Source organism: Gordonia mangrovi (assembly GCF_024734075.1).
Lineage (GTDB): Bacteria > Actinomycetota > Actinomycetes > Mycobacteriales > Mycobacteriaceae > Gordonia > Gordonia mangrovi.
In genome coordinates, this window is sequence record NZ_CP102850.1 from 321,008 (window position 1) to 339,822 (window position 18,815).

The window sequence follows — 18,815 nt, forward strand, 5'->3', positions numbered from 1 at the left end:
TAACTGGCATCGAACGTCGCGGCTAGGTGAATGGCCGCTACCGGCCCCCGGTGTCGTGCGACACCAGTTTCCGGCACCGATGGCGAAGTCGCGACGATCCGGTTAGCGTCGTGCCCATGAGGGTGGCGATGATGACCCGGGAATATCCACCCGAGGTGTACGGCGGTGCCGGCGTACACGTCACGGAACTCGTCAGACATCTGCGCGCACTCACCACGGTGGATGTGCACTGCATGGGTGCCGACCGGGAGACGGCGCACGTCTACCAGCCCGATCCGGGCCTGGCCGGAGCGAATGCGGCGATCACCATGTTGTCGACGGACCTGCGGATGGCCATCGGGTCCCAGCGCGCAGACATCGTCCATTCACACACCTGGTACACGGGTCTGGCGGGCCACCTGTCGGCTGCGCTGCACGGTGTTCCGCATGTGCTCACCGCCCATTCCCTCGAGCCGATGCGGCCGTGGAAGGCCGAGCAACTCGGCGGCGGGTACCGCGTCTCGAGCTGGGTGGAGCGCAATGCCGTCGAGTACGCGGACGCTGTCATCGCCGTCAGCTCGGGAATGCGCACCGATGTCTGCAACACCTATCCCCGTCTGGATCCGGAGCGGGTTCACGTGGTGCGCAACGGCATCGACACCACGAGCTGGTTCCCGGTGGAGGACCCGTTCGGACCGGAATCGGCGCTCGTCGGACTCGGGGTGGACCCGAGCCGCCCGATCGTCGCATTCGTCGGTCGGATCACCCGCCAGAAGGGCGTCGCCCACCTCGTCGCCGCCGCCCACCACTTCCACCCGGACATCCAGTTGGTCCTGTGCGCGGGCGCTCCCGACACCCCGGAGATCGGCGCGGAGATCGAGGCGGCGGTCGGCGAACTAGCGGAGTCCCGCGACGGCGTGTTCTGGGTACGCGACATGCTCCCGCAACCTCGGATTCGCGAGATCCTCACCGCAGCAACCGTTTTTCTGTGCCCGTCGATCTATGAACCGCTCGGAATCGTCAACCTGGAGGCGATGGCGTGCGGCACCGCGGTCGTGGCGTCGGCGGTCGGCGGTATTCCGGAGGTGGTCCGCGACGGCGTCAGCGGACGCCTGGTGCCCTACGACCCGGTCGAGCCCCGTGCGTTCGAGGTGGGCCTCGCCGAGGCGGTGAACGCCGTCGTGGCGAACCCGGCCGACGCCGAGGCGATGGGCACCGCGGGGCGCGAACGTGCGCAGGCGGAGTTCTCCTGGGCGTCGATCGCCGAACAAACTCTCGAGGTCTATCGACTCACTCTGCAGTGAGGGGTCCTGGTGGGGTCGGCCGGCAGACCGTCACCGACACCGACACCGACACCGACACCGCTGATCGACCGGATCCGTGGGTCACCGCCTCGGCGGCGGACCGGATCTCGTCGGCGGTGCGATGGAAGGCCGACGGCCCCATCGCCACCAGGTCGCCGATGGCCGTCGCATCGAGATCGGCGCGGTGACGCACCTCGTGCTCCGCAGTGATCTCGAAACGGTCACCGAGCGCCGTACGCAGCCGTTGGTCCTTGTCCTCCGCGATGCCCAACATGTCCATCGGCCCGACGATCTCGGCGAGATGGTCGGCGTTGGGTGTCACCACCACCAGCACCCCACCGGAATGCAGTACCCGGGCGAACTCGTCGATGTTGCGGGGTGAGAACACCGAGAGGACGACACCGACCGACGCGGTACGGATCGGCAACGGACGCCAGATGTCGGCGACCACCGCCGCCGCACGCGGATGGACGCGCGCGACGGCGCGCGCGCAGTATTTGGACAGGTCCAGGCCGATTCCCCACCACGCATCGGAACCGGCGAGAGCGCCGGCGAGGTAGCGACCGGTTCCGGCGCCCGCGTCCAGCACGAGCGGGGGCCGGTCGGATGTTCCGGCGCGGTCTGTCGGTGTGCCCGAAGCGTCGGCGACCGCGCGGACAACCGGGTCGAACAGTCCGGATTCGTGGACACGACGCCGCGCGGCGACCATTGCGGCGGTGTCGGAGCGATGAGGTGTCGATCGGCCATCGAGAAGCGAGACATAACCCTGCCGGGCGATGTCGAATCGGTGCGACGCCACACAGATCAGCGATCGATCGTCGCCGGCGACCTCGAGGGCGGCGGAACAGACAGGACACCGTAGCGCGGACCCGGCGACGTGCAGCGGTGACTGCCGATCATCTGATCGGCTCAGCCGGTGACTCCGCGCAGTTCCTCACCGAGGGCAGCTGCCTCGTCGGCACTCAGTTCCACCACCAGGCGTCCACCACCTTCGATCGGAATCCGGACAACGATTCCACGTCCCTCCTTGGCCGCTTCGAGGGGGCCATCCCCAGTACGTGGCTTCATCGCCGCCATTCTCGAACTCCTTTCAGAGCATCCGCCACACGGTGTGGAACGACATCCGGTGCATCGAACGGACTGCTACAGGTGCCAGGACAATGATACGTGGTGGCGTCGGCGATCACCGCTGCACTGTGCCGCGACGTGCCGAAAGCGGTCTCCTCACGCCCGGTCTGTCACGTGGTGTCGGTGCGGGGTGGGTAGACGTCGGGACTCGCCGCGTCGAGGACATCGGAGTCGTCGCGCACCGCTTGCGCGTCTGCCGAGTCGCGTGCCTGCAGGTCGAGCACCACCCCGCGCAGTTCGTCGAGTTCCCGGGCGAGCTTCTCCATCGCCCAGTCCACCTCCGCCGTCGAGTAACCCCGCAGATTCTGCCGAAAGACGAGGCCGCGGACGTGGTCTCCGGTGATGCCGGCGCGAGGCAGACGGGTCAGCGTGGTACCCCGATCGATCGGGGGCACCTCCTCGCCGCGACCGAACACGAACCAGACCACGGCGAAGACCGCCGCGACCACCACGGCCATGATCAGCAGATACAGCAGCATCGTCTGCATGGCACCAATAGTGGCAGACGTCCGGTCGGACGGGTCGCGACGGTCGTTGCCTCAGCGGTGAGCCGATGACCCGCTAGGACGCCATCTCCTCGTCGTCGGGTTCCTCGAGGATGACAGAGCTCATGGGCGGCCGGTCCTCGAGGTAGACCTCGGTGGTGTGCGGGGTGAACGAGCCGTCGGGCTCGGCGGTGAACTGGGTCAGTCCGATGCCCGAGTCGTCGATCCCGCAGCGACGCATCAGTGTGCCCACGATCTGCCGGCTCATCACACCCAGTTCGATCAGTGGACGGTTGCGGTGGGTCCGGACCCCGAGGTTCACCTGACCGATGCCGTCGAGTCCGTAGCGGTCGAACGTGTCGATCAGCAACCCGATCTCGACGCCGTAGCCCGGCGCGAAGGGCACCGACGACAGCAGTTCGCGGGTGCCGGCGTACTCCCCGCCGAGGGGCTGGAGAACGCCGGTGAGGTCGGGCCGCTGGGAGGCGAGCAACGGACGTGCGACCAACTCGGTGACCCGGCCGCCGCCGTTGGCATCCTGCTGACCCCCGGTGCGCAGCGGCCGGCGGTAGTAGCCCTTCACCAGCTGGATCTTGGGGTCGACGAGCAGCGGTCCGAGCATCTTCGGCACGAACATGGGGTCCGGGTCGATGAGATCGGAGTCGACGAAGGCGATGATGTCACCGGTGGCCACGGCGATCGACCGCCACAGCACCTCGCCTTTGCCCTTGACGGGTTCGAGACCGGGCACCGCCTCCTCACGGCTGACCACCGTGGCGCCGGCCTCCCGCGCCAGCTCTGCAGTGGCGTCGGTGGAGCCGGAGTCCAGGACGATCAGTTCGTCGACGAGGGTGCCGTACAGCGGCCGGATCGAGGCGATGACGTCGGCGACGGTCTCCTCCTCGTTGAGCGCGGGCAGGACCACCGAGACGGTGCGTCCGTCCTTGGCCGCGACGAGCTCGTCGATGGTCCAGTCCGGCTGCTCCCACGTGTTGGTGGCCGACCACCGCTGTTTGGCACCCATGGTGTCCGCCGGTGTCGGCCACATGGTGGTCTTGTCCCGATTGTTGGCAACGGTCGCGGTGCGACCCCCGGCACGAGCCGGCCGACGTTGTTGTTGGGTTCGACGTACCTGTTCGGTCATGCGAGTCCCCTGACTGTTCGGGCGGGAGGGCGTGTTCCCGCGATGGCAGCGACCATGTCGACCACGCGACGGGTGGCGGCAACTTCGTGGACGCGAAAGATCCGGGCGCCGGCAGCGGCACTCAGAGCGGTCGCGGCCAGGGTTCCCTCCAGCCGAGCATCGAGATCCACACCCAGAGTCTCCCCTACAAAGTCCTTGTTGCTCAGTGCCATAAGCACTGGCCAGCCGGTATTAACAAGAACGTTTACGTGGCGTAACAAGGCAAGCCCGTGGTGGGTGTTCTTGCCAAAATCATGTGTCGGATCGATCACGATCGAGTCACGTGCGACACCGGCATCGGCGGCTCTGCGGGCCGCCTCGGTGATGTCTGCCACAACCTCGGCGACCACATCGGCGTAGGCGACGCGATGCGGCCGGGTCCGGACGGTGGCCCCACCGGTGTGTGAACACACGATGCCTGCACCGTGCGCCGCGGCCACCTTCACCAACCCCGGGTCGACACCCGCCCAGGTGTCGTTGATCAGATCCGCACCCGCCTCACACGCCTGCTCGGCCACCTCGCCGCGCCAGGTGTCGACGCTGATCAACACATCCGGAAACCGCTCGCGGATCCAGCCGATCATCGGCACCACCCGCGCGGTCTCGGTGGCCACATCCACCTCGTCGCCCGGCCCGGCCTTCACCCCACCGACGTCGATGATGTCGGCTCCCTCGGCCACGACCTGTGCGATCCGCTCCTGGGCAGCCGTGTCGGTGAAGCTGGCGCCCCTGTCGTAGAAGGAGTCGGGCGTCCGGTTCACGATGGCCATCACCAGGGCGCGGTCGGTGGCCACGGACTTGCCGCACAGCGTGGGGAGCATGTCTGCCAGGGTAACGAGGGGTCTCGATACGGCTCCTCGCTGCGCTCGACCAGCAGGATGCCGCTGACTCAGCCCGTCGGGGCCTTCGCGTTCGCGACGTCGTCGGGGTAATCGGCATAGAACTCGACATAGCCTTTGTCGCGACCGGCCAACACGTAGAGCGGGTCGTCGCCGGTGTCGGAATAGCCCTCGTCGCGTAGCTCCACTTTGCGGTTCTTGAACGTGGAGGTCTGCTCGAAATGGTCGACCACCCGCACGAAGAGCGGGACCGCATACGACGGCAGATGCGAGTACAGGTGGCTCGACAATTCGGTCGGGTCGAGATCGACACCCTCGCGGAGTTTGATCGCGGCCATCCCGGCGCGGCCGTCGGTCTTGGGGACCTCCACGCCGTAGACCACGGACTGCGCGACCGCTCGATGCGAATCGAGCGCTCCCTCCACCTCGGTGGTGGCCACGTTCTCGCCCTTCCAGCGGAAGGTGTCACCGAGCCGATCGACGAAGGCGATGTGCGCGTAGCCCAGATCGCGCACCAGGTCACCCGAGTTGAAGTAGGCATCGCCGTCATCGAAGGCGTCGCGGATGATCTTCTTCTCGGTGGCGTCGGAGTCGGTGTAGCCGTCGAGCGGCACCCGTTCGCTGATCTCCGCGATCAGCAGACCGACTCCTCCCTTGCCCACCGCGGTGAGGCGTCCGTTCGCATCGCGCACGGGTTCGCCGTGTTCGTCGTACTCGACGATCTTGTACGGCAGCGGAGAGAAACCCGCGGTGCGTTTCACACTGAATGCGTTGACGAACGCGAGGTTCAGTTCGCTGGCGCCGTAGAACTCCACGATGCGGTCGATGCCGAAACGCTCGGCGAACTCATCCCAGATCTCGGGGCGCATACCGTTGCCGATGATCACCTTCACCGCATGGCGGCGATCGGTGGGCTTCTCCGGCTGCGCCAACAGGTAGCGGCACAATTCACCGATGTAGCAGAACGCGGTGGCCCGGTTGAGGATGACGTCGTCCCAGAACCTGGAGGCCGAGAAGGACCGGCCGATCGCGATACACGCACCCGAGGCGAGAACCGAGCCGAGTGACACCGACAGCGCGTTGTTGTGATAGAGCGGCAGCGGGACGTACATGGTGTCGTTGTGTCGCAGCCGGACTGCCAGTCCACCGATTCCCGAGAGATTCGCCAGCCACCGGTTGTGGCTCATCACACTGGCCTTGGGCATACCGGTGGTGCCCGAGGTGAAGATGAGGAACGCCTTGGTCGACGCCGGCAGACTCTCGGTGATCGCCGGATTGTCCTCGGCACGCCCCTCGGCGGCCGCGTCGAACTCGGCGAAGTCGAAGACATGCGGCGGCAGGACGTCGGCCGGAATCGACTCGAAGGCCTCGGCACAGTCCGGATCGCGCACGAAGACCTTCGCCTCGAGCAGCGACACACTGTGCGCCAGCACCTTGTCGCGCTGGTTGTAGTTCAGCATGCCCGCCACGGCCCCGAGTTTCACCGTCGCGAGGATCAGCATCAGGTCGGTCGGGTTGTTCTTCGACAGGATGGCGACCACGTCACCGGTGCCCACCCCCTTGTCGGCCAGCAGCGCGGCGTAGCGGTTGACCCGGCGGTTCACCTCGCCGTACGTCATCGACCGACCCTCGAAGCGGATGAACGGACGATCGGGGTGATCGGCCGCGTGCTTCTGGAAGACCGAACCGATCGTCCGCTTGGCCTCCGGCGGGCGGTGGATCAGACCCGGCGCGTGCTTGATCATGTTGAGCGCGTGCGGCGCCATCTTGACCACTCCCCGCAGCAGGTCGGTCAGCCGGACCGGCTGGGCCTTGGGTGCGTCCGTGTGGGTGTCACTGCTCGGCATCAGATCTCTACTCCACATCCTTGTGTTGGCTCTGTTCGGGCGTTCACGCTGGTGGGGCGCCGTGGGCACACGCCGCGACCCGCTGTGCGCACTACCTTACCGAGCAGTAGCAAGTTCGATCGCGGTCGGGATGGATCGGGCAAGGAGCAGTCGGTCCAGCGCACGTCGGGAGACAAATCCTCGCCCGCACAGATCATCCAGCCAGCCGAGCAGCGGCGCATAGAAATCGGTCGGATCCAGCAGCACCACCGGTTTGCTGTGCATGCCCAGGTAGCCTCCGGTCCACGTCTCGAACAGCTCCTCGAGCGTGCCGATCCCGCCGGGCAGGGTGATGAAGCCGTCGGCCCGCTCGTCCATCAGTCGCTTGCGCTCGCGCATGGTGTCGGTGACCACCAGTTCGTCGGCACCGAGGTCGGCCACCTCACGCTCCATCAGCGCGCGCGGGATGATCCCGACAGTGGTGCCGCCGGCCGCCCGCGCCGCCTCCGCGAGGGCACCCATCATGGAGATGTTGCCGCCACCGGACACCACCGTGTGACCGGCCGCGGCGATCGCGGCGCCGAGATCGGCGGCGAGATCGAGATAGCTCTGATCGACCGGGCCGGAGGCGCAGTAGACACAGATCGCGCTCATCGATCACCGCGCCCGGCGGCCGCGGCGGCGATGATCTCGACCGCTTCGGCGGGCTCGTCGACCACGAAGAGCAGGTCGAGGTCGTCGGCCGAGATCATCCCCTTGGCCAGCAATACATCACGCATCCACTCCAGCAGCCCGGCCCAGTGGTCCCGACCGATCAGCACGATGGGAAACCGCACGACCTTCTTGGTCTGGACCAACGTCAGTGCCTCGAACATCTCGTCGAGGGTGCCGAAGCCGCCGGGTAGGCACACGAAGGCCTGCGCGTATTTGACGAACATCGTCTTGCGCACAAAGAAATACCGGAAGTTCATGCCCACATCGACCCACTCGTTGAGGTGCTGTTCGAAGGGCAACTCGATGTTGAGCCCGATGCTCTGCGCACCGGCGCCCGATGCTCCTCGGTTCGCCGCTTCCATCGCGCCGGGACCACCGCCGGTGATGACCGCGTAGCCGGCCTCGCCCAACGCCCGACCGAGGCGGATCGCCAGATCGAATTCGTCGCTGCCGGGAACCAAGCGGGCCGACCCGAAGACGGTGACCGCCTCGGCGACCTCGCTCAGCGCATCGAACCCGGCGACGAATTCCGATTGGATGCGCAAGACCCGCCACGAGTCGCGCATGGTGCGGTCGGCCCGCAGGGCCCGGTCCCGCGGATCGACCCACTCGAGAAGGCGCCGGTCGGTGGTCTCTGCCGCCTCATCGGGTTCCCGACGCACGCGGATCGGACCGACGTAGCAGGTTTCCAGGCCCGCCGACGGATTGTCTGCGCGGTGACGACCCGACTCGTCGGGGTCGGAGTCGTACTGGGTGGAGGACATGAGATTCTCGCTATCGGTCAGCCGGACAGGAATGCGCGCAGCAGATCCGCGACCTGCCCGATCTGGGCCACCGGCACCCGTTCGTCGACGCGATGGGCCAGGCTCGGATCGCCGGGGCCGAGGTTCACCGCCGGGATGCCCAACGCCGAGAATCGGGAGACGTCGGTCCACCCGTATTTCGCCCGGAATCGGCCGTCGGCGGCATCGACCAACGCGGCTGCGGCCGGGTTCGACAGCCCCGGCAGGGCTCCCGCCGCCGAATCGGTCACCTCGAAACCGAGTTCGGCACCGGAAATGTCGTCGGCGAACACCTCTCGGACATGCCCGACCGCCTGATCGATACTGCGGTCCGGCGCGAAGCGGAAGTTCACGTCGACATGCGCCTCGTCGGGCACCACGTTGCCCGCGACACCGCCGCCGACACCGACCGCCGACATCCCTTCCCGGTATGCACAGCCGTCGATGTCGACCGTCCGTGGCCGGTACTCCGAGAGTGTGGTCAGCACACCGCCGAGTTTGTGAATGGCGTTGTCACCCATCCACGATCGCGCCGAGTGAGCGCGTACGCCGGCCGCCGACAGCCGGACCCGCAGGGTGCCCTGGCAACCCGCCTCGATGAGACCACCGGTCGGTTCCCCGAGGATGGCGACGTCGCCGTGCAGCCAGTCCGGCAGTTCTCGCTCGATCACCCCGAGCCCGTTGTACTTCGCGGCGATCTCCTCGCAGTCGTAGAAGATCAGCGTCAGGTCGTGTGCCGGGTCGGCCAGGGTGGCAGCGAGGTGCAGGAACACCGCGTCGCCGGATTTCATGTCGACGGTGCCGCAGCCGTGCAGGACGTCGCCCTGATCGTCGTCGGTACGGCGGTGTGGCAGATTGTCGGCCACCGGCACCGTGTCGAGATGGCCCGCGAGGATCACCCGGCTCGACAGGCCCCGATCGGTCCGCGCCAGCACGCGGTTGCCGTGCCGAACGATGTCGAAACCGGTTGTCTGGGAACGTAACGCACTCTCCACGGCGTCGGCGATGGCCGCCTCGTCGCGCGATTCGCTCCGGATGTCGACGAGTGCCGCGGTCAGGTCGACCGGATCGGCATGCAGATCGAGAGCGGCAGCAGTCATCCCATCACCGTAGCGGTCGGCCGCATCCTGCTGCTGCCCACCGCGGGGAGGTATCTCGGCCCGCCGGCGACGCCGGATGTGGCAGCTGTCCGAAACGTTCAAGACCCCGACCACCCAGCGCAGTAGCGTCGCGGTCATGACCTCAGTCGACCCCGCCCCGACTCCCGTACCCAACGCCGTGTCCATCGTCACCCGCGACATGGGCGCAACTCTCGCCTTCTACCGGCTCTGCGGCCTCACATTTCCCGATGATGCCGACGACCAACCACATGCCGACATCACCGTGGGCGGGTTGCGGATCATGTTCGACACCCGAGACGTCGTCAGATCATTCACGCCCGACTGGACCACACCGTCGGGTGGTCATCGCATGGCGTTGGCCTTCGAGTGCGCCTCACCCGCGCAGGTGGATGCACTGTACGCACGTCTCGTCGACGCCGGCCACCTGTCCGCCCATGAACCGTTCGACGCGTTCTGGGGCCAGCGCTACGCGGTGGTCTGCGATCCCGACGGCAACCCGGTCGACTTCTACTGCGCGCTCGACTGATCCGTGGCCGACCCGGGCGTGCGTGCAAATGTGCCCGGCGCGCGTCCCACGAGGTCGACGAACTCCCGATGCATATGCGACTGATCGGCGAAACGTCGATCGGCGGCGACGGCAGCGGGTTCGGCGCCGGCCGCGAGGTCGGCCCGGGCCGCGCGGACCCGCAGAATACGCTGCAACGTCTTGGGTCCGTAGCCGAAATGCCGTAGCGAGCGGCGATGGAAGGTGCGGGTCGTGCCGCCGAGCAGGTCGACAGCGTCGTCGACGCGGCTGCCGTCGGCCAGCGCAACCGCCACCGGCGCGACCCACCCCGGTAGTTCCCATCGTCGGGTGTCCGACAGCCGTTTCAGCACCGCGGCCGGTTGTCCGGCGGCGGCGAGTTTCTCGATCCAGGGCGCCGCGTCCGCCGGCGACCACAGGTCCGTGAGATCCACCCGCAGGTCGCGGAGCTCCTGGGCCGGAACACCGAGCACGCAGGGGGCCACGCCGGGAGCGAGACGAATTCCCACCATGTGCTCGACGGCATCACAGACACGATGATGTGGGCGGGTGTCGGGACCGGCCACCAGCAGACGCCGACCGGTCCAGATCAGGTCCATGCAGCCATCCGGCAGGATCTCGGCCGGGCCGACGGGGTGGCGAGCCGACCACACGGTGCCCCGTGCGGCGTCCGTTGACTGCGCCCTGGCCATGGATCGAGTATCACCCGTCCCCGGTAGGCTGTGCACCCGTGACGACTAACGGCGCTTTCGCAACCGGTATTGCCACGGTGACCAACGGCGGGTCCGCGGACCCGGGCGTGGTCCTCGACGTCTGGTTCCCCGAGCCGGAACTCGACAGTCCCGCGACGAGCGAGACCATCACACTCGACGGTGACGCCGTCCCGCACGACCTGCGCGATCTGGTCGGCGAGGACGCCGCCCGCGGTGTGAAGACCGTTGCGGTGCGGACCTCGATCACGGACCTGTCGTCGGCGCCGGTCGACGCCTACGACGTCTACCTACGCCTGCACCTGCTCTCCCACCGCCTGGTGACGCCGCACGGCACGAGCCTCGAGGGCATCTTCGGTCTGCTGACCAATGTCGTGTGGACCAACCACGGACCCTGCCCGATCGACGGTTTCGAGACCACCCGGGCGCGTCTGCGTTCGCGCGGTCCGGTCACCGTGTACAGCATCGACAAATTCCCCCGGATGGTCGACTACGTGTTGCCCGGCGGCGTGCGGATCGGGGACGCGGACCGGGTGCGGCTCGGCGCGCACCTCGCCCCCGGGACCACCGTGATGCATGAGGGTTTCGTCAACTACAACGCGGGCACCCTCGGGTCGTCGATGGTCGAGGGCCGCATCTCGGCCGGCGTCGTGGTGGGTGACGGGTCCGACATCGGTGGCGGAGCATCCACCATGGGTACCCTGTCCGGCGGCGGCAAGGAGATCATCTCGCTGGGCAAGCGTTGTCTGCTGGGTGCCAACTCCGGCTGCGGCATCCCGCTCGGCGACGACTGTGTGATCGAGGCCGGTCTGTATGTGACCGCCGGCACGAAGGTCACCGGTCCCGACGGCACTGCGGTCAAGGCCCGGGAGTTGTCCGGACAGTCCAACCTGCTGTTCCGCCGCAACAGCCTCACCGGCGCGGTCGAGGTGGTGCCGTGGAAGGGCGACGGTATCGCGCTGAACGAGGCGCTGCACAAGCACAACTGACCGCTGACTGTGCCCGGTCTTCCACCGGGCACAGTCAGCGGTTCAGACGCTCGGCGGCCGCGGCGACGCGTTCGTCGGTCGCGGTGAGTGCGATGCGCACATGCTGCGCGCCCGCGGGGCCGTAGAAGTCGCCGGGTGCTGCGAGGATGCCGCGGTCGGCGAGCCAATCCAGGGTGGTGCGCGAATCCTCGTCCCGGGTGGCCCACAGATACAGGCCGGCCTCCGAGTGGTCGACCCGGAACCCGGCCGAGGTGACCGCGGTGCGCAACACTTCACGGCGGGCCCGGTAGCGCTCGTGCTGGACGCGCGCGTGCTCATCGTCGTCGAGGGCGGCCACCATCGCGCCCTGGATGGGGAACGGGACCATCATCCCGGCATGCTTGCGGACCGCGAGCAGTTCGCCGATCAGTTCCCGGTCGCCGGCAAGAAATCCCGCGCGGTAGGACGCAAGGTTGGAGACCTTCGACAGGGAATGCACCGCGATGAGGCCGCGGTGATCCCCGCCGCTGACGCGGGGATCGAGGATCGAGTAGGCCTCGCCCTCCCACGTCAGGCCGAGGTAACACTCGTCGGACACCACGATCGTGCCGCGTTCACGGGCCCATTCGACGACTTTGCGCAGGTGGTCGATGCCGAGCACCTTGCCCGTGGGGTTGGATGGCGAGTTCAGGAACAGCAGCGCCGGCGCAGTGGGGCCGAGCTGTACAGTCGAATCCGCCCGCACGGCTGTGGCGCCGGCCAGCAGCGCCCCGACCTCGTAGGTCGGGTAGGCGACCTCGGGGATCACCACCACGTCGCCGGCGCCGATACCGAGCATCGACACCATCCCGGCGATCACCTCTTTGGTGCCGATGACGGGCAGGATCGAGGACTCGTCGAGACCGGTGGTCCCGAACCGGCGTTCCAGTGCACCCACTGCGGCGGCACGGAGTTGCGGGGTTCCGATCGTCGTCGGGTAACCGGGGAACTCCGCGGAGGCTGCCAACGCCGCGCGGATCACGGGGTCGACCGGATCGACCGGTGTCCCGACCGACAGGTCGACGATGCCGCCGGCGTGTTCGGCGGCTCGCGCGCGGGCAGCGCCGATGGTGTCCCAGGGGAAGTCCGGGAGTACCGAGCTGACCCGCCGTCGTGTCGCGAAACCAGACGTGCTCACGGGGTCAGGTCATTCCTCTTCGTTCATCGGCGGCAGCCCCTTGATGAACGCGGGGTCGGCCTCGGTCTTGCCGACCTTGCTCGCGCCACCCGGCGAGCCCAGGTCGTCGAAGAAGTCGGCGTTGGCGCTGACGTATGGCTCCCACTCGTCGGGCACATCATCTTCGTAGAAGATCGCCTCGACCGGACACACCGGCTCACAGGCACCACAGTCGACACACTCGTCGGGCTGGATGTAGAGCATCCGGTCCCCTTCGTAGATGCAGTCCACCGGGCATTCCTCGACGCAGGCCTTGTCCAAGACGTCGACACAAGGCTCCGCGATGATGTAGGTCACCACACTCTCCTTCGCTGCAAAACACTCGCGGCCCGGCAACGATCGCGGTCACGGGGGTCGTCGCCGGGGTCGGTGCGTGGGCTGAACGCACCGGATCACGGACCGCGCGGCGACCACGAACGATCGGGCCACATACACATGAGTCCGTGTCCAAGAGTATCGGGCGGCCGCCCCCCGGTTCGACACCCGCCCCCGTTCCATGAGGCCAGACGTAATGCGGATCACACCATGGCCTATCGTTGCGGTCGCTGCGCGTCCAATCCTCGACGGCGTGTACGACCGCCTACTGCCGCCTCGCTGGGACGCGGTCGAGCGGTGGACGGCACCGCTGGCCTCGAGTGTCCGTGCGTATTCACCGCGGCTGACGGCCATGTCCTTCTACGACGTGGTCGGCCCGGTAGATTGCGCCGTTCCTGTACCGAACTGACCGACCGACCGACCGGAGTGATCGACATGCCGGCGCCGCCGGGTTCCGTCGGCGGGATTTGGGGTTCCGTCGGCGGGACGGCGGGCGGGCCCGATCAGGCGACGGCGGGCCAGGGACGGCCCTGTGGATGGACCTCGGCGGCGAGACCGGTCGTGGGATCGGCCACCGCCGCGACGTGATCGGCCAGCGACGCATCGATCCAGTCCGCACCGGCGAGCACATAGGGCGGCTGCGCGGTGATGCGTTCGGTGAGCACATGGCCCATCTGCGCGGTGATGTCGGCGAGCGCGTCGAGGTTGGGCCACGGACGCTCCGGGTTCACATGATCGGGGGTCAGCGGTGACACGCCGCCCCAGTCGTCGACACCGGATGCGATGAGCGCCGCACACTCCCGGGCCGACACCAGATTCGGCGGCGCCTGCACCCGCATCTGCGGTCCCAGCACAATTCGGGCGACGGCGACCGCGGCCAGGAACTCGGTCATCTCGGCGTCCGGTGCGCCGCGCATCGCAGTGTCCGGCTTGGCCCGGAAGTTCTGCACGATCACTTCCTGGATGTGGCCGTGCGCCCGATGTACGTCGCGGATGGCCAGGAGGGATTCGGCCCGCTCCCCCACGGTCTCGCCGATCCCGACGAGAATGCCGGTGGTGAACGGGATGCGCTCGGCGCCGGCGTCGTGCAGCACCTGCAGTCGGACGAGTGGGTCCTTGTCCGGGCTGCCGTAGTGGGCCTGCCCCTTCTCGGTGAACAGTCGACGCGAGGTGGTCTCGAGCATCATCCCCATCGACGGCGCGACGGGTCGCAGCGCGCGCATCTCCTCGGCACTCATCACGCCCGGGTTCAGATGCGGAAGCAGGCCCGTCTCCTCCAGGACGGCCACCGCCGCGGCCCGGACGTAGTCGAGCGTGGAGTCGTGGCCGCGAGCGGCGAGCCACTCGCCCGCCTGCGCCCACCGCGCCTCCGGGCGGTCGCCGAGCGTGAACAGTGCCTCTTTGCAACCGAGCGCGGCTCCGTTGCGGGCGATCTCGAGTACCTCGTCGATCTCGAGATACATGCCGTGGCCCGCACGGGTGAGCTTGCCCGGCACCGTGACGAAGGTGCAGTAGTGACACCGATCTCGGCACAGCCGGGTGAGGGGGACGAACACCTTGCGGGAGTAGGTGATCTGGCGGTCGCGGCCGACCTCCGCGAGCCCCTCGTCGCGCAGCCCCGACGCGATCTCCTGCACCGCGGTCAGATCCTCCCCGGAGCACGTCAGCAACGCCGCGGCCTGTGCCACATCGAGATCCGCGCCGTTGCGGGCGGCGTCGAGTGCTTCGGCGATCGTCTTGGCTGTCACGGGTTTCGACCTCCCTCGTCGACGGGTCGGGACTCGATCAGATACGGCTGCGGATCGAAGGTGCCGTTGCGTTCCCGGAAGGATGCGGCGGTGCCGGGCCACAGCAGGGTGAGCCGCCCACTTCGGGGATCCACGTACCAGCTGTTGCATCCGGTCAGCCACACCGTCGAGGCGCTGCGCTGATCGATCTCGCGCGTGTAGGCCTGCTCTGCCGCAGCGGTGACTTCCATCGCGTCGAAGGTGTTGCGCGCCATGTGATCCAGCGCGCCCAGGACATAGCCGAGCTGGGTCTCGATCATGTAGATCGCCGAGTTGTGGCCCAGTGCCGCGTTGGGTCCGTCGAGGACGAACATGTTCGGGAAACCACTGACCGCGGTGGAGGCGAACGAGACCATTCCCGCCGACCAGTGATCGGAGAGGACCTCACCGTGGCGCCCCTGTACGCGGACCGCGACGGGCAGCCGGGTCGCCTCGAAACCGGTGGCCATCACCAGCACATCGAGATCGTAGGTGTGCCCACTGACCGCGCGCGCCTTGCACTCGACGACCGAGTCGAGTGCGGTCGGCTCGAACACGACGTTCGGGCGTTGCAGGGCCGGATAGAAATCATCGCTGAGAAGGATTCGCTTGCAACCGATCTCGTAGTCCGGAGTGAGTGCCGCCCGCAGTCCCGGCGCCGCGACCTGCCGGCGCAGATGCCCGAGGGCACGATCGCGAATGGCGTCGATGTCGGGCTGCAATCCCAATCGCTGCCGGAAGGCCCGGTCGGCGTCGACGAGCATCTGTTCGCGCACGGCGCGCGCATGGTCGGGTACGGCGAGCCGGGCTCGTTCCTCGGCGGTGAATCGCCGGTCTTCGCGAGGCACCACATACGGAGGAGTCCGGGAGAACACGACCAGTTCGTCGGCGTCCGCGGCGAGATGCGGGATCACCTGCACGGCGGAGGCGCCGGTGCCCACCACACCGATCCGTTCACCGCCGGTGAGCAGGTCGGAACGCCACTGGGCCGTGTGAACGACTGTGCCGGTGAAGGATTCGAGACCCTCGATATCGGGTACGTGCGGGTCGGAGAGCCGTCCGACGGCCATCACCAGGACCCGGGCGTGTACCGATCCCGCAGTGGTCGCTATCTCCCACCGGGAGGTGGAGTCGACCCAGCGAGCATTCCGGAGTTCACAGCCGAATCTGATGTGCGGGGTCAGCCCCTCGTCCAGCACCGTCTGTTCGAGATAGCGGCGGATCTCGGCTCCTCGGGGATACAGCGTTTCCCACTCCCACGGGGGCCGGAAGGAGAACGAGTACAGCTGCGCCGGAATGTCACAGGCGATGCCGGGGTAGGTGTTGTCGCGCCAGGTTCCGCCGACGCCGGTGGCACGTTCGAGTACCACGAACGACTCACGCCCACGCCGGGCCAACTGCGTGGCCATGCCGATGCCGGCGAATCCGGCACCGACGATCGCCACATCGATGACGTGCGGCATGGCGTCCGGCACCCCGCTCACCGACGAACCTGCGGAATCGGTATCTGTCGCTCCACGGGCGGGTCGGCGTAGCCGGTGGTTCGTTGTCTCGGGGTGCGACCGGTTCGAGCGGCGAGATCGGCCAGGGTGTCGACGCCGAGCACACGCCCGGCCTCCTGCCCGGCGGCGGGCATCAGCTCGCCGTCGATGAGCAGACCGCCGATGTCGTCGGCCCCGCCGGCCAGCAACGCCTCGGTGGTCTCGGGGTCGTGTTTGGTCCAGGCGACCTGAATATGGTCGAAGCTGCCCTGGGTGAGCAGTCGGGCCACCGCATGCACGGCGCGGGTCTCACGTCGGGTGGCCCGCGCGGTGGCCGCCTCGCGTAGATGCGGCGGCGCGTTCGCCGGCAGCATGGGCATCACGATGAGCTCACTGAACCCCCCGGTGCGGCGCTGGATCTCGCACAGCATCCGCAGGTGGGCGACTTGGTGATGCGGCGTCTCGACGTGGCCGTAGAGCATCGTCGCCGTGGAGAACAATCCGACCTGGTGGGCGGTTTCGATGGTCGACACCCAGTCGGCCACCGATGGGCACGCTCCGCCGGCGAGGTGGGCGCGGACATCGTCGTCGAGGATCTGCGCGGCGGTGCCCGGCACCGAGCCCAGTCCCGCCGCGTGCGCGCGACGGAGGAACTCGGTCACTCCGAGTCCCATCCGGGTGGCCGCGTCGCGGACCTCCGGCGGCCGGAACGCGTGCAGATGCAGGTCGGGAGCCGCCGCATGGATGGTGTGCACCAGGCGCAGATATCCGTCGTCGGGAGCGTCGACGGGCAGCGGCCCCTGCAGGCAGATCTCGGTGGCACCCAGTGACCGCGCCTCGATGACCAGTTCCTCGAGGGTGGCAACCTCCGCGCGGCCGGACGCGATGACCGTGGTGTCGAGGTTGCGGTTGACCACGAAGGTGAGATCGTCGCCGCCGGTCACCATCCGGCGGGTGTCGTCGGCCAGTTCGCAGAGCTGCTCGAGTTCGGCGCCGGACGCACCGAGCAGCGCCACCCACTGTTCATCAGTGAGTGCTGCCGGGTCGTCGGCGACGTGACGTAATGCCGCCCGGGCGGCCTGCGCCGTGGCGTGCGCGTCCCGAGCCCACTCCCGCAGGACCATTCCCTCACTCTAACGGCAGGCGGTGAGCGGTCCACGAGCCCCCGCAGCGCGCGGCCGGGGCGCTGCTCAGGTGTCGTCGGGGGCCGGCAGCCGGCCAGACCGGACCAGCACGAACGGCAGACCTGCGCCGATCGCGAGCAGACCCAGGGTCGGCAGCATCAGCGCACCGTCCGGTGAGAGCACCACGTCGCCGCCCGGGCCGGGCAGCGCACCGACGACGAGGGCCAGCAGCCAGGCCAACAGTGGAAGATAGCGCGCCGGCCCGTCGCTGATCGCCGCCGTGAGCCACAGCAGCACACAGTTGACGATCCCGGCGAGCACCGCCGCCACCGGGAAGGCGACCCCGCCGACACGCAGGTAGGCGAAGGCCACCGACAGCAGACCGACGACGAAACCGTCCACCACCAGCAACGCCAACAAGAAGCGGTCGACCGGGCGCATCAGTCGAGTCCGGCGAACAGGTCGGTCTCGCGCTGCCCCGGCTCGGGCCACAGACCGTCGGCCGCCGATGTCAGCACGAAGTGCTCTCGATCGAGAATGGGTTGCAGGATGTTGTTGGACAGGGCGTATTCGGTCCCGGACGGTGCGACGGTCACCTGGGTGGCATGTGCGCGCAACCCGGCGGCCTTGCGGTCGACGACGGCACGGACGTCGATCTCGGTGGTGATGGTCTCGTCCGGATGGCTGGGCAGTTCGTCGGCGGCGGGCAGTCGCCAACCACCCGGTACCCGGCCGGACGCCGCCGACAACCCGGCGTGCAGGGCGGAGCGTTCGGTGATCGACTCGTAGACCTTGGCCGGCGCCGGCAACGGTCGGCCGGCCATCCGGGCCTCGACCCGTGGCAAGGCCGCGACGGTCGACGCGTGGACGAGCTTGTGGTCGGGATGTCCGTAGGTGCCGGCGTTGTCGTAGGTGACGACGACCTGAGGGGCGAACGAGACGATCTCGGCGACGACGGTGTCGACGAGATCGTCGAACCCGGCCTGCACCAGCGCTCGCGGATGCTGCGCCGAGGGCGCACCGGCCATCCCGGAGTCCCGCCAGTGCCCGGCGCCACCGAGAAATCGCGGTCGCAGCGCCGGCCGGCCGGCCGGACTCAACGCGGCCAGGGCACGGGTCAGCTCCAGGATGCGGTAGCCACCGAGTTGATCGGCCCCGCCGTCGGCAGCCAGCTGCGCCCACTCGTCGCCGATGACCTCGCCTTCCTCACCGAGGGTGAAGGTCACTACGCGCACATCGACGCCCTCGGCGAGGTAGCGGGCGATGGTGCCGCCGGTCATGATCGTCTCGTCGTCGGGGTGTGCGTGCAGCAGTAGCAGTCGCCGGACCGGATCGTTTGTCATCGCTGCGT

The 18,815-nt window shown here is 68.1% G+C and carries 20 protein-coding genes; 3 read left to right on the forward strand and 17 right to left on the reverse strand.

Annotation, left to right across the window (positions count from 1 at the left end):
• Positions 1-116: 116 nt before the first annotated feature.
• Positions 117-1,283, forward strand: a complete 1,167-nt coding sequence (glgA, locus tag NWF22_RS01520; protein ID WP_202398185.1) for a glycogen synthase — start codon at positions 117-119, stop codon at positions 1,281-1,283.
• Here the strand turns inward: glgA and NWF22_RS01525 are convergent.
• From NWF22_RS01525 to dapE, 9 genes are all read right to left on the reverse strand, one after another.
• Positions 1,270-2,196, reverse strand: a complete 927-nt coding sequence (locus tag NWF22_RS01525) for a putative RNA methyltransferase (RefSeq protein WP_373692000.1) — start codon at positions 2,194-2,196, stop codon at positions 1,270-1,272. The two genes, glgA and NWF22_RS01525, sit on opposite strands and share 14 nt — an antisense overlap.
• The gene (locus tag NWF22_RS01530) at positions 2,193-2,360 is read right to left on the reverse strand and encodes a DUF3117 domain-containing protein (RefSeq protein ID WP_076479797.1); all 168 of its coding nucleotides are present in this window, start codon (positions 2,358-2,360) and stop codon (positions 2,193-2,195) included. The genes NWF22_RS01525 and NWF22_RS01530 overlap by 4 nt, the downstream gene beginning before the upstream one ends.
• A gap of 161 nt (positions 2,361-2,521) precedes the next feature.
• A complete protein-coding gene (locus NWF22_RS01535) occupies positions 2,522-2,899 on the reverse strand; it encodes a DivIVA domain-containing protein (RefSeq protein ID WP_160900928.1) in 378 nt (125 codons plus the stop codon).
• Between the two features lie 73 nt (positions 2,900-2,972).
• Complete coding sequence (locus tag NWF22_RS01540; RefSeq protein WP_160900927.1) at positions 2,973-4,040, reverse strand: glucosyl-3-phosphoglycerate synthase; 1,068 nt, start codon at positions 4,038-4,040, stop codon at positions 2,973-2,975.
• Positions 4,037-4,900 carry a dihydropteroate synthase gene (gene folP, locus NWF22_RS01545; RefSeq protein WP_160900926.1) on the reverse strand — a complete coding sequence of 288 codons (864 nt, stop codon included), beginning with the start codon at positions 4,898-4,900 and terminating at the stop codon, positions 4,037-4,039. Before folP ends, NWF22_RS01540 begins: the two co-directional genes overlap by 4 nt.
• A gap of 68 nt (positions 4,901-4,968) precedes the next feature.
• A complete protein-coding gene (locus NWF22_RS01550) occupies positions 4,969-6,765 on the reverse strand; it encodes a long-chain-acyl-CoA synthetase (RefSeq protein ID WP_160900925.1) in 1,797 nt (598 codons plus the stop codon).
• Positions 6,766-6,861: 96 nt separating this feature from the next.
• The gene (locus NWF22_RS01555) at positions 6,862-7,398 is read right to left on the reverse strand and encodes an LOG family protein (protein ID WP_160900924.1); all 537 of its coding nucleotides are present in this window, start codon (positions 7,396-7,398) and stop codon (positions 6,862-6,864) included.
• Positions 7,395-8,222 (reverse strand): LOG family protein, encoded by an 828-nt coding sequence (locus NWF22_RS01560; protein ID WP_160900923.1) that lies wholly within the window; start codon positions 8,220-8,222, stop codon positions 7,395-7,397. Before NWF22_RS01560 ends, NWF22_RS01555 begins: the two co-directional genes overlap by 4 nt.
• Positions 8,223-8,239: 17 nt before the next feature.
• Positions 8,240-9,340, reverse strand: a complete 1,101-nt coding sequence (gene dapE, locus NWF22_RS01565; protein ID WP_160901441.1) for a succinyl-diaminopimelate desuccinylase — start codon at positions 9,338-9,340, stop codon at positions 8,240-8,242.
• 136 nt (positions 9,341-9,476) lie between these two features.
• Here dapE and NWF22_RS01570 point away from each other — a divergent pair, with 136 nt between their 5' ends.
• Positions 9,477-9,887, forward strand: a complete 411-nt coding sequence (locus NWF22_RS01570; protein ID WP_160900922.1) for a VOC family protein — start codon at positions 9,477-9,479, stop codon at positions 9,885-9,887.
• Here NWF22_RS01570 and NWF22_RS01575 read toward each other — a convergent pair.
• Positions 9,869-10,576 carry a DUF6597 domain-containing transcriptional factor gene (locus NWF22_RS01575; protein WP_160900921.1) on the reverse strand — a complete coding sequence of 236 codons (708 nt, stop codon included), beginning with the start codon at positions 10,574-10,576 and terminating at the stop codon, positions 9,869-9,871. The genes NWF22_RS01570 and NWF22_RS01575 overlap by 19 nt on opposite strands.
• A 38-nt stretch (positions 10,577-10,614) precedes the next feature.
• Between NWF22_RS01575 and dapD the strand changes: the two genes are divergently transcribed.
• Entirely contained in the window at positions 10,615-11,583 is a 969-nt protein-coding gene (gene dapD / locus NWF22_RS01580; protein ID WP_160900920.1) for a 2,3,4,5-tetrahydropyridine-2,6-dicarboxylate N-succinyltransferase, read from the forward strand.
• A gap of 34 nt (positions 11,584-11,617) precedes the next feature.
• Here the strand turns inward: dapD and dapC are convergent, their stop codons facing one another.
• The 7 genes from dapC to mshB all read right to left on the reverse strand — a co-directional run bounded on the left by dapC (position 11,618) and on the right by mshB (position 18,807).
• Entirely contained in the window at positions 11,618-12,739 is a 1,122-nt protein-coding gene (dapC, locus tag NWF22_RS01585; RefSeq protein WP_160900919.1) for a succinyldiaminopimelate transaminase, read from the reverse strand.
• 9 nt (positions 12,740-12,748) lie between these two features.
• Positions 12,749-13,078, reverse strand: a complete 330-nt coding sequence (gene fdxA, locus NWF22_RS01590; protein WP_160900918.1) for a ferredoxin — start codon at positions 13,076-13,078, stop codon at positions 12,749-12,751.
• A 518-nt stretch (positions 13,079-13,596) separates the two neighbouring features.
• Positions 13,597-14,841, reverse strand: coding sequence for a 7,8-didemethyl-8-hydroxy-5-deazariboflavin synthase CofG (gene cofG, locus NWF22_RS01595; protein WP_160900917.1), 1,245 nt, complete (start codon positions 14,839-14,841; stop codon positions 13,597-13,599).
• On the reverse strand, positions 14,838-16,322 hold the full coding sequence (locus NWF22_RS01600) for a flavin-containing monooxygenase (RefSeq protein ID WP_160901440.1): 1,485 nt from the start codon (positions 16,320-16,322) through the stop codon (positions 14,838-14,840). The genes cofG and NWF22_RS01600 overlap by 4 nt, the downstream gene beginning before the upstream one ends.
• Positions 16,323-16,339: 17 nt before the next feature.
• On the reverse strand, positions 16,340-17,464 hold the full coding sequence (locus NWF22_RS01605; RefSeq protein WP_160900916.1) for an FO synthase: 1,125 nt from the start codon (positions 17,462-17,464) through the stop codon (positions 16,340-16,342).
• 66 nt (positions 17,465-17,530) lie between these two features.
• On the reverse strand, positions 17,531-17,905 hold the full coding sequence (locus tag NWF22_RS01610; protein ID WP_160900915.1) for a facilitated glucose transporter: 375 nt from the start codon (positions 17,903-17,905) through the stop codon (positions 17,531-17,533).
• Positions 17,905-18,807, reverse strand: a complete 903-nt coding sequence (gene mshB, locus NWF22_RS01615) for an N-acetyl-1-D-myo-inositol-2-amino-2-deoxy-alpha-D-glucopyranoside deacetylase (protein WP_160901439.1) — start codon at positions 18,805-18,807, stop codon at positions 17,905-17,907. The genes NWF22_RS01610 and mshB overlap by 1 nt, the downstream gene beginning before the upstream one ends.
• Positions 18,808-18,815 lie beyond the last annotated feature (8 nt).

Excerpts from the sequence above, each read along its gene's own strand:
- glgA (WP_202398185.1), top strand. The coding sequence starts at position 117 with ATGAGGGTGGCGATGATGACCCGGGAATATCCACCCGAGGTGTACGGC.
- NWF22_RS01530 (WP_076479797.1), bottom strand. The coding sequence starts at position 2,360 with ATGGCGGCGATGAAGCCACGTACTGGGGATGGCCCCCTCGAAGCGGCC.
- NWF22_RS01535 (WP_160900928.1), bottom strand. The coding sequence starts at position 2,899 with ATGCAGACGATGCTGCTGTATCTGCTGATCATGGCCGTGGTGGTCGCG.
- NWF22_RS01540 (WP_160900927.1), bottom strand. The coding sequence starts at position 4,040 with ATGACCGAACAGGTACGTCGAACCCAACAACAACGTCGGCCGGCTCGT.
- folP (WP_160900926.1), bottom strand. The coding sequence starts at position 4,900 with ATGCTCCCCACGCTGTGCGGCAAGTCCGTGGCCACCGACCGCGCCCTG.
- NWF22_RS01550 (WP_160900925.1), bottom strand. The coding sequence starts at position 6,765 with ATGCCGAGCAGTGACACCCACACGGACGCACCCAAGGCCCAGCCGGTC.
- NWF22_RS01555 (WP_160900924.1), bottom strand. The coding sequence starts at position 7,398 with ATGAGCGCGATCTGTGTCTACTGCGCCTCCGGCCCGGTCGATCAGAGC.
- NWF22_RS01560 (WP_160900923.1), bottom strand. The coding sequence starts at position 8,222 with ATGTCCTCCACCCAGTACGACTCCGACCCCGACGAGTCGGGTCGTCAC.
- dapE (WP_160901441.1), bottom strand. The coding sequence starts at position 9,340 with ATGACTGCTGCCGCTCTCGATCTGCATGCCGATCCGGTCGACCTGACC.
- NWF22_RS01570 (WP_160900922.1), top strand. The coding sequence starts at position 9,477 with ATGACCTCAGTCGACCCCGCCCCGACTCCCGTACCCAACGCCGTGTCC.
- NWF22_RS01575 (WP_160900921.1), bottom strand. The coding sequence starts at position 10,576 with ATGGCCAGGGCGCAGTCAACGGACGCCGCACGGGGCACCGTGTGGTCG.
- NWF22_RS01600 (WP_160901440.1), bottom strand. The coding sequence starts at position 16,322 with ATGCCGCACGTCATCGATGTGGCGATCGTCGGTGCCGGATTCGCCGGC.
- NWF22_RS01605 (WP_160900916.1), bottom strand. The coding sequence starts at position 17,464 with ATGGTCCTGCGGGAGTGGGCTCGGGACGCGCACGCCACGGCGCAGGCC.
- NWF22_RS01610 (WP_160900915.1), bottom strand. The coding sequence starts at position 17,905 with ATGCGCCCGGTCGACCGCTTCTTGTTGGCGTTGCTGGTGGTGGACGGT.
- mshB (WP_160901439.1), bottom strand. The coding sequence starts at position 18,807 with ATGACAAACGATCCGGTCCGGCGACTGCTACTGCTGCACGCACACCCC.